Here is a 7,984-nt window from a genome sequence, read left to right on the forward strand (position 1 = left end):
ATTATGGGTTTATCTTTAATGTTGCAGGGTACGGCATCTGATGTTGGGAAGAGCGTATTAGTTGCGGGATTATGTCGTATCTTTGTTCAAGATGGTTACCGCTGTGCACCGTTCAAATCACAGAACATGGCGCTGAATTCTGGTATCACTATTAATGGTGAAGAAATGGGAAGGGCGCAGATTTTTCAGGCAGAAGCGGCGGGTATCGAGCCTGATGTACGGATGAACCCGGTATTGCTTAAACCGACCAGCGACCGCAAGGCTCAGGTTGTGCTAATGGGAAAAGTCGCCTGTAGCATGAATGCGGTGGAGTATCACCAATATAAACCCCATTTGCAGCAACAAATCAGAGAAGTTTTTCATAGTCTGGCTCGTGAATATGACGTGATTGTGCTGGAAGGGGCTGGCAGTCCAGCGGAGATCAATTTGCGCGATCGAGACATTGTCAACATGGGAATGGCGGAAATGGTGGATGCGCCTGTGCTATTGGTCGCGGATATCGATCGAGGTGGGGTATTCGCTGCCATCTACGGTACGCTGGCACTGTTGCGCCCAGAGGAAAAAGCGCGGGTAAAAGGGGTAATCATCAACAAATTTCGTGGTGATATTAGCTTACTCCAGCCGGGTCTTGAACAGATTGAAGCCTTAACCGGAGTACCGGTGTTAGGGGTGATGCCTTGGTTGGATATCGATCTGGAAGATGAAGACGGTGTAGCGCTGCAAACCGGCAAATATGCGGATGCCGCAGAAAAGGAGTTGGATATTGCGGTGATTCGTTTACCTCATATTGCCAATTTTACTGATTTTAATGCACTGGCGGTGCAACCGGATGTTCGCTTGCGTTATGTGACTCAACCATCGGCGTTGCAGTCGTCGGATCTGATCATTTTGCCCGGTAGCAAAAACACATTGGGAGATTTGCAATGGTTGCGGCAGAACGGGTTAGCGGATGCTTTGCTGACAGCGCATCAAGCAGGTATTCCTGTTATCGGTATTTGTGGTGGTTATCAAATGTTAGGGAGGTGGATTATCGATGGCGTGGAATCGGGTATTGAACGGATGGATGGCCTTGGATTGCTGGATATGGAAACCCGGTTTGATCATGAAAAAGTGACAACCAGAGTAAACGGTCGTTGTTGGTCTGGGTTATCGGGTTTGCTGTCAGATTGCATTGAGCAGCCTATCCGAGGTTATGAGATTCATATGGGCAGCTCGTTACTGGGGACAGATGCGACACCATTTGCCTGTATTACTGATCGTAACGGCCATTCAGGCAATTGGTTTGATGGTGCCGTTAATCGAGATGGCAGTGTGATGGGAAGTTATATTCATGGCTTGTTTGATAGTGCTAACTTTACCCGTGCTCTGCTTAATGCTTTACGTCAACGTAAAGGGCTGATGGCTTATCAAGGTGATACATTGGATTACGCTCACTACAAACAAACACAGTTTGATCGTCTGGCGAAAGCTATGCGTAAGCACTTGGATATAGAACGGATTTATCAGTGTATGAAAACCCATCAACAAGGTTCGGCGCTGTGATTCTGATTACCGGCGGCGCTCGCAGTGGTAAAAGTTTGCTGGCGGAGAAATTGGCGGCACAAGCGAGTAAGCAAGTGTTTTATATTGCGACTTCTGTGGTGACAGACAGTGAAATGGCTGAGCGAATACGTTTGCACCGCGAAAACCGGCCTTCCCATTGGCGCACATGGGAAGGCTATCACGATCTTGGCGCAGTCATCATGACACAAACCCAGCCGGGGGAAGCTGTCATTCTTGAATGTATTACCACACTGATTACCAACTTATTATTTGATCTGGCAGGAGAAACACCACCGGAACACATGGATTTTGCGGTATTAGAGATAGGGATTCAGCAGCAAATTAGTGATCTATTAGCGGCTTGTGCCTGCATGACGTCTCCGATATATCTGGTGACTAACGAATTGGGCATGGGCATTGTGCCGGAGAACCGTTTGGCCCGTCATTTCTGCGACATAGCTGGAAGAGTTAACCAGCGGCTGGCGGCGGCGGCCAGTGAAGTATTTATGATGGTATCGGGGATTGAGGTAAAAATTAAGTGAATCTGCGTCTTTTTCTCGCCACCTTACAGTTTATGACGCGTATCCCAGTACCGTCGCGTTGGACGCAAGGATTGGAAATGGATCAATACGTGCGTGGTATTGTGAGTTTCCCATTGGTTGGATTGATTGTCGGTCTGCTTGCTGCTGCTCTTTTTACCCTGCTTGCACCTTGGTGTGGTATGCCATTGGCGGCATTAGGTTACGTATTAGCCTTGGCATTGCTCACGGGGGCATTTCATCTTGATGGTTTAGCGGATACCTGTGATGGCGTGTTTTCAGCTCGTAAGCGGGAAAGAATGCTGGAAATCATGCGTGATAGCCGTTTAGGAACCAATGGTGGATTGGCGTTGATCTTCCTTATTTTGGCGAAAGTGCTGGTGGTAAGCGAATTAGCATTGCGTGATGCGCCTATGTTAATGACCTTGGCGGCTGCATCAGTGGCAGGCCGGAGCGCAATTGTACTGTTAATGTATCGTCAACGTTGTGCCCGTGAAGGCGCTGGATTGGGAAATCTTTATATTGGCCGGGTTAATGGGAATCAGACATTGTTGACGCTGTTAGTTGGCGTGGTGTTGATTGCCCTGTTGACGCAATGGTCTGGTGTGTTGGCATGGGCAATCACGCTATTGGTTATTGGGTTGCTGGCGGTGTATCTGCACCGCCGTTTAGGCGGTCAGACCGGTGATACCCTTGGCGCGTCTGTGGAAGTCGGGGAGTTGGTGTTTTTACTGGCGTTACTGTGAGTAACTTTCTAACAGAATGCCCAACTCCCTATTCTAGTGCCAGGCATTAGCTAGCCGAGAGAATAACAGTAATAGGCGTGTAATGCTTACGGGCGGAAATCTGACGACTTTCCCAGCGATCATGAGCCGCCTGAATATTAATCCAAAAGTCCTCGTCCGTTTCAAATAAACCAGCCAATTGTGTCGCTTCTTCAACAGACAGGCGGCGGGAATGATTTACGATCTGACTGATAACCTTACGAGAAATACCCATAGCATTCGCCAATTGTTGCTGTGTTATTCCTAAAGGTTTTAAAAACTCTTCAGTTAACATCTCGCCTACAGTGGTAGGTTCTGCTGTTCTGGTATCCATAAAGCCTCCTTAGTATTTATGCGGGTCAAGGTAAAGATCATAAGCATGGCCATCACGCCAGCGAAAAATGAGCCTCCATTGAATAGATACGCGAATGCTAGACCATCCATCCAAGTTTCCTGAAAGGCGCTCATAGTTATTACTGCGTGGAGAAAACAGAGATTTCTCTGTAGTAGAAGCTTCCAGAAGAGAAAGCTTTCTACGTAAAGGATTAATGATAGTAGCGGGTATGTCTCCCCCTCGAATGCTGTCAAAATAGAACCGTGCCAATGAGCCTGTTTCTCCGTCCTTAAAACTACCAATCATTGGCCTTTCCTCTAGCTTGTTCTCGATAAAAAGAATTGTACCCAAAATAGAGGCATAGTGAAACCAAAAAGGAACGACATATCCCTAAAGAGCACATGATACGCAGGATTTAAAAAAACAAAATAGTATTTCTACACGGGTAAGTAGTGACATTAGTTCATGTCATTTGTGCTGATGAGGTTGTAGAACAAGATCTATATATTCCCCATCTTCATGCGAGAAACCATCAAAGATGGGAATTTTGAAAGATGAAGGGTATATATGTCTCTGAATCAGCTGTTCTTAAACATATCTCAGATTGAGTAACGATAATGCGACTATTTTTGGTTCGGCATGGTCAGACGGCAGCGAATTTGAACGGTGTTTTCTGTGGTATGACGGATATAGCGTTGACTAAAACGGGGATAAATCAGGCCCGGCAAGTTGCTCACTATTTATCGGCAGTAAAATTTTCGCAAGCGACAAGCAGCGCGCTATGGCGGGCGCGTCATACTGCGGAGATTATTCTGGCAGATAGCTCATTATCAGCTAGCATTGATGAGCAACTTAATGAAATGGATTTTGGTGAGTGGGAAATGCGCCATCACCGTAATTTGCAGCATGAAGATGCAGAAGCGTGGGCTGCCTGGTTAGCAGACTGGCAACAGGCATCTCCTACCGGCGGTGAAACTTTTTCGTCGTTTGCCGCACGTATAGAAAATGTGGTGCAACGACTGCTGACACAAGAAAGTCAGGCTAATCAGCTATTAGTTGCCCATCAGGGAGTACTGAGCCTGCTATTGGCACGTTTGTTAACGATGCCGCCTTCTGCCATGTGGCATTTTCATTTTGAACAGGGAACATACAGTGTAGTGGAAATCCATCGTGGATTTGCCACTCTGCGTACATTTAACAACCAGTCTGGTTGGCAACCTGAGATGCGGGAATAACACCATGCAAACATTTTCATCGATCCTGAATGCTATTATGCCGCTGGATAATATTGCTATGGCGCGCACGGCTACCCGATTGGATGGGCTGGTTAAACCAACGGGCAGTTTCGGACGTCTGGAACATTTGGCAATTCAACTTGCGGGCATGCGGGGATTATCGGGCCATCATATTGATCGTAAGCAGATCATTGTGATGGTTGCGGATCATGGGGTGTATGACGAAGGAGTGACGATATCTCCCAAGCCGGTAACCGCTATTCATGCGCAGAATATGATGAAAGGGATCACGGGTGTTTGCGTGTTGGCAGCAAATGCGGGCGCAGAGGTGAAAGTGGTCGATGTGGGCATTGACAGTGATCCGCTGCCGGGACTGGTGAATATGAAGATGGGGCGTGGCAGTGGCAATATTGCTCATGGACCGGCCATGAGCTGCCAGCAAGCCGAAGATCTGTTGTTGGCAGCGGCACGCCTGACGCTGGAACAGGTTGCGACTGGCGTGAAACTGTTTGGTGTGGGTGAATTGGGTATGGCAAACACCACACCGGCGGCGGCTGTAGTCAGCGTTTTTACGGACAGCGATCCACAACAGATCGTAGGAATGGGAGCTAATTTCCCCAGAGAACGCTTGCATCACAAAGTGGCGGTTGTGCGACAGGCGATTGGCGTCAATCGACCTGATGCTAGCAACAGTATTGATGTATTGGCAAAGGTCGGTGGTTATGATTTGGTGGGTATGGCCGGCGTGATACTTGGCGCGGCCTCTGCTGGACTGCCGGTGATTCTGGATGGTTTTCCTTCTTACGCGGCGGCGCTGGCCGCTTGTCGTATTGCTCCTGATGTGCGCCATTACCTGATTCCTTCGCATTTATCGTCAGAGAAAGGTTCAATTATTGCGTTGCAGCACTTGCAATTAGAGCCTTATTTGCATTTGGGAATGCGTTTGGGGGAGGGGAGTGGCGCTGCGTTGGCTATGCATTTGGTGGATGCGGCTTGTGCTATGTATAACAATATGGGACTGCTGGCTGAAAGTAATATTGTGTTGCCGTTTTAATTGTCAGGAGTTTCGCGTGAAAGTCCAGTTCGTTCGGAGACCAGTGACATATCGCCACATGCTTCAACAACATGGCGAAGTGCTAATAAAAAGCCAGTTTCTCCGCCCTCTTCATCAAGTTCTTCAAAAGCAGTGTGAAAGTATATTTCAGCGAACTTAGGGTCTTTACGGAGCATTTCAATGACTGCTTCATCGTGACTGCGTGATCTACTCATGGTTTCCTCTGTTGGTAATCTCGCCAAGACTCAATTGCTTTCTACTCTGTTCACTCGGGTTGTGATGCGGGCTTTAGCTTGAATATCAAAGAATAATTACTTATCCCAATAATACTTTATTGTTAAATAGCCATTTTTATATGAGTTCATTGTTCTTGGGTGATAATTTTAAGAATTCAAGTAAATATATATCGTAATATTTTCTAGCCAATGGTTTCATTATACGTAGCTACCTTTGGTTAAGAAATATCTCAATATTGATTTAAGTTAAATATCTCAAGGTATTAAATTATGCTTATAACCCTAAATGGTTGGATTGATTTTTATTGTCATGAGATTTATCACGTTTTTTGCGAATAAAATCAATATATAATTATATTTGTCATTAATGTAATATATATTTATGTTTTTGAATATTGACTAACTAATGGTTTTTTTATGGCGAATATAATATATGTGGAAATTAAGGGTGATAAACAAGGATTAATATCACAAGGATGTTCAACGGTTGATTCTATTGGTAACACATGTCAGATTGGTCATGAAGATCATATCTTTGTTTATGAATTAACATCGAATATAACCAGAAGTCAGAATGTTAATCATCAGCCGGTTGAAATAAGAAAGCCAATAGATAAATCATCTCCTCTTTTGGGCGTAGCGATAACCAATAAAGAATCGCTACAATGTATTTTTTATTTTTACAGAACATCAAGTAAAGGTGGTTTAGAGCTTTATTATAAGATAAAACTCACTGGCGCATATATATGTGGATTGAATGGTTTTTATCCAAATTCATCTACGCATAATGAGTGTCAGCCTCAGGAAAGTTTATCTTTAATGTATCAGTCAATCACGTGGGAACATGTTATGTCTGGCACAAGTGCATATAGCATATGGGCAGATAACGTTTATTGAGGTTTTTATGAAAGGGATATCTCATCTCTCTTATGATTTAAATAATTACGCTTCGTCGTTGAAGCGTAAAGCACATTTGGCTGCTACCTTTTTTATAGAGGATAGCCAATTGAGAATGTCATATTTAAAAGAAATTGATGATTTTGTTAATATAAAAACACGTGAATTTAAAAACACATTTGATGTAAATGAAAAAAAGAGATTGGTTTATGAAGTAAAAGATGAATATGAAGTAACGGAAAAAGAATATCAGGTTTTAAGACGTAAGGATTATACCAAATATATTATAACCGATATATTTGAAGATCAGGGCGTGGTTAAATATGCAAAAATAGGTGCCGGCGTTGTTGCTGGTGGTGTTCAGACAGCTACTGGTTTTGCTGTAATTCATTCAGGGAGAATTGTAAGATCTAAAAGGGTTCAATCAATAGGGGCTGTTTTAGTGGCTCATGGAGTTAATATTACTTATGAGTCTATTACTCCGATTATTTATGAGCATCAAGATATAGGTTGGCTTAGGAAAGGTTATCGATATGTCTCTAATGCTTTAAATTATGATGATGATGTAGCTGATGTTGCTTATAGTTCGGTTGATTTTGCGTTAAGTTTATATGGAACATATGGGATGCTCAAGCTTAAACCGGTTAAATCCAAGAATAATATATCAGGAGGCTATTCTGTCAAGCCTGGGACAGGAAAATTGTTCAGATATATTAATTCGGATCTTGCCAGAAAATGGCAGTTAACATCAAAGCCTATGTTAACCATTCAGTTATCAGGTAGTGGATATAAATTCAAACTTTTGCTAGATGACATAAATAAACTTCATAACGATTGAAATTTATTTTTTATTTTAAAGCGAATATAGAATATTGCTAATTTTAATCCTGTGATAGGATTGCATTTAACAGAGAAGCTATAATAAATTAAGGAAAAAATTGTAAAGAATAGGTAGATAGATGTCATTAATGGAATTCCATATGCCATATCACTGAAAAACATACCTGTTATCATAAATAAGCAAATTGGAGTCAAATATATCAATGGTATAGCGATGTATTCAGCTATAAGTAATAGATAATGACAAAAGCAATCTGTTTTACTTTGGTATTTATCATAAACATCAGGGTCATCTTTATATAGCATAATAAAGTTTCTCTTCATCTTAAGTAATTCTTTTAAGGTGAAGCCACTATTTAATATTGATTTTCTTAAGTCAGTTAGGTTCATTTATTTAAACTCGATTTTATTTGGTTTTATAATTGGTTATTTTAATCCTATTTTATTAATGAGCGCAAGGGTTAAATTTATTTTTTATTTTAAAACGAATATAGAAAATTAACAATTTTGAGCCTGTGATTAAATTACAGCGAACGGAAAGGC

The 7,984-nt window shown here is 42.8% G+C and carries 11 protein-coding genes; 7 read left to right on the forward strand and 4 right to left on the reverse strand.

What is annotated here, in order from left to right:
- The first annotated feature begins 3 nt into the window (after positions 1-3).
- From AM629_RS16345 to cobS, 3 genes are read left to right on the forward strand one after another with little or no spacing between them, the layout of a single operon-like run.
- On the forward strand, positions 4-1,542 hold the full coding sequence (locus AM629_RS16345) for a cobyric acid synthase (RefSeq protein ID WP_054480321.1): 1,539 nt from the start codon (positions 4-6) through the stop codon (positions 1,540-1,542).
- On the forward strand, positions 1,539-2,084 hold the full coding sequence (cobU, locus tag AM629_RS16350; protein ID WP_054480322.1) for a bifunctional adenosylcobinamide kinase/adenosylcobinamide-phosphate guanylyltransferase: 546 nt from the start codon (positions 1,539-1,541) through the stop codon (positions 2,082-2,084). Before AM629_RS16345 ends, cobU begins: the two co-directional genes overlap by 4 nt.
- The gene (gene cobS, locus AM629_RS16355) at positions 2,081-2,827 is read left to right on the forward strand and encodes an adenosylcobinamide-GDP ribazoletransferase (protein ID WP_072161911.1); all 747 of its coding nucleotides are present in this window, start codon (positions 2,081-2,083) and stop codon (positions 2,825-2,827) included. The genes cobU and cobS overlap by 4 nt, the downstream gene beginning before the upstream one ends.
- Before the next feature lie 46 nt (positions 2,828-2,873).
- Here the strand turns inward: cobS and AM629_RS16360 are convergent, their stop codons facing one another.
- Positions 2,874-3,179, reverse strand: a complete 306-nt coding sequence (locus AM629_RS16360; protein WP_054480323.1) for a HigA family addiction module antitoxin — start codon at positions 3,177-3,179, stop codon at positions 2,874-2,876.
- Positions 3,180-3,188: 9 nt separating this feature from the next.
- The gene (locus AM629_RS16365) at positions 3,189-3,485 is read right to left on the reverse strand and encodes a type II toxin-antitoxin system RelE/ParE family toxin (RefSeq protein WP_072161912.1); all 297 of its coding nucleotides are present in this window, start codon (positions 3,483-3,485) and stop codon (positions 3,189-3,191) included.
- A gap of 311 nt (positions 3,486-3,796) precedes the next feature.
- On the opposite strand from AM629_RS16365, the gene AM629_RS16370 reads away from it, so the two are divergent.
- Entirely contained in the window at positions 3,797-4,414 is a 618-nt protein-coding gene (locus tag AM629_RS16370; protein WP_054480325.1) for an adenosylcobalamin/alpha-ribazole phosphatase, read from the forward strand.
- A gap of 4 nt (positions 4,415-4,418) precedes the next feature.
- Complete coding sequence (gene cobT, locus AM629_RS16375) at positions 4,419-5,468, forward strand: nicotinate-nucleotide--dimethylbenzimidazole phosphoribosyltransferase (RefSeq protein WP_054480326.1); 1,050 nt, start codon at positions 4,419-4,421, stop codon at positions 5,466-5,468.
- On the opposite strand, the gene AM629_RS16380 is transcribed toward cobT, so the two are convergent.
- Entirely contained in the window at positions 5,465-5,683 is a 219-nt protein-coding gene (locus AM629_RS16380; protein ID WP_054480327.1) for a helix-turn-helix domain-containing transcriptional regulator, read from the reverse strand. The two genes, cobT and AM629_RS16380, sit on opposite strands and share 4 nt — an antisense overlap.
- 438 nt (positions 5,684-6,121) lie before the next feature.
- Between AM629_RS16380 and AM629_RS16385 the strand changes: the two genes are divergently transcribed.
- Together AM629_RS16385 and AM629_RS16390 are read left to right on the forward strand one after the other, a co-directional pair.
- Positions 6,122-6,601: an Hcp family type VI secretion system effector gene (locus AM629_RS16385; protein ID WP_054480328.1), complete on the forward strand. Its 480-nt coding sequence runs from the start codon at positions 6,122-6,124 to the stop codon at positions 6,599-6,601.
- Between the two features lie 7 nt (positions 6,602-6,608).
- Positions 6,609-7,439 carry a DUF4225 domain-containing protein gene (locus AM629_RS16390; RefSeq protein ID WP_054480329.1) on the forward strand — a complete coding sequence of 277 codons (831 nt, stop codon included), beginning with the start codon at positions 6,609-6,611 and terminating at the stop codon, positions 7,437-7,439.
- On the opposite strand, the gene AM629_RS24710 is transcribed toward AM629_RS16390, so the two are convergent.
- On the reverse strand, positions 7,427-7,831 hold the full coding sequence (locus AM629_RS24710; RefSeq protein WP_054480330.1) for a hypothetical protein: 405 nt from the start codon (positions 7,829-7,831) through the stop codon (positions 7,427-7,429). The genes AM629_RS16390 and AM629_RS24710 overlap by 13 nt on opposite strands.
- Between the last annotated feature and the right edge of the window lie 153 nt (positions 7,832-7,984).

It is taken from the genome of Photorhabdus heterorhabditis (assembly GCF_001280945.1).
Classification (GTDB): domain Bacteria; phylum Pseudomonadota; class Gammaproteobacteria; order Enterobacterales; family Enterobacteriaceae; genus Photorhabdus; species Photorhabdus heterorhabditis.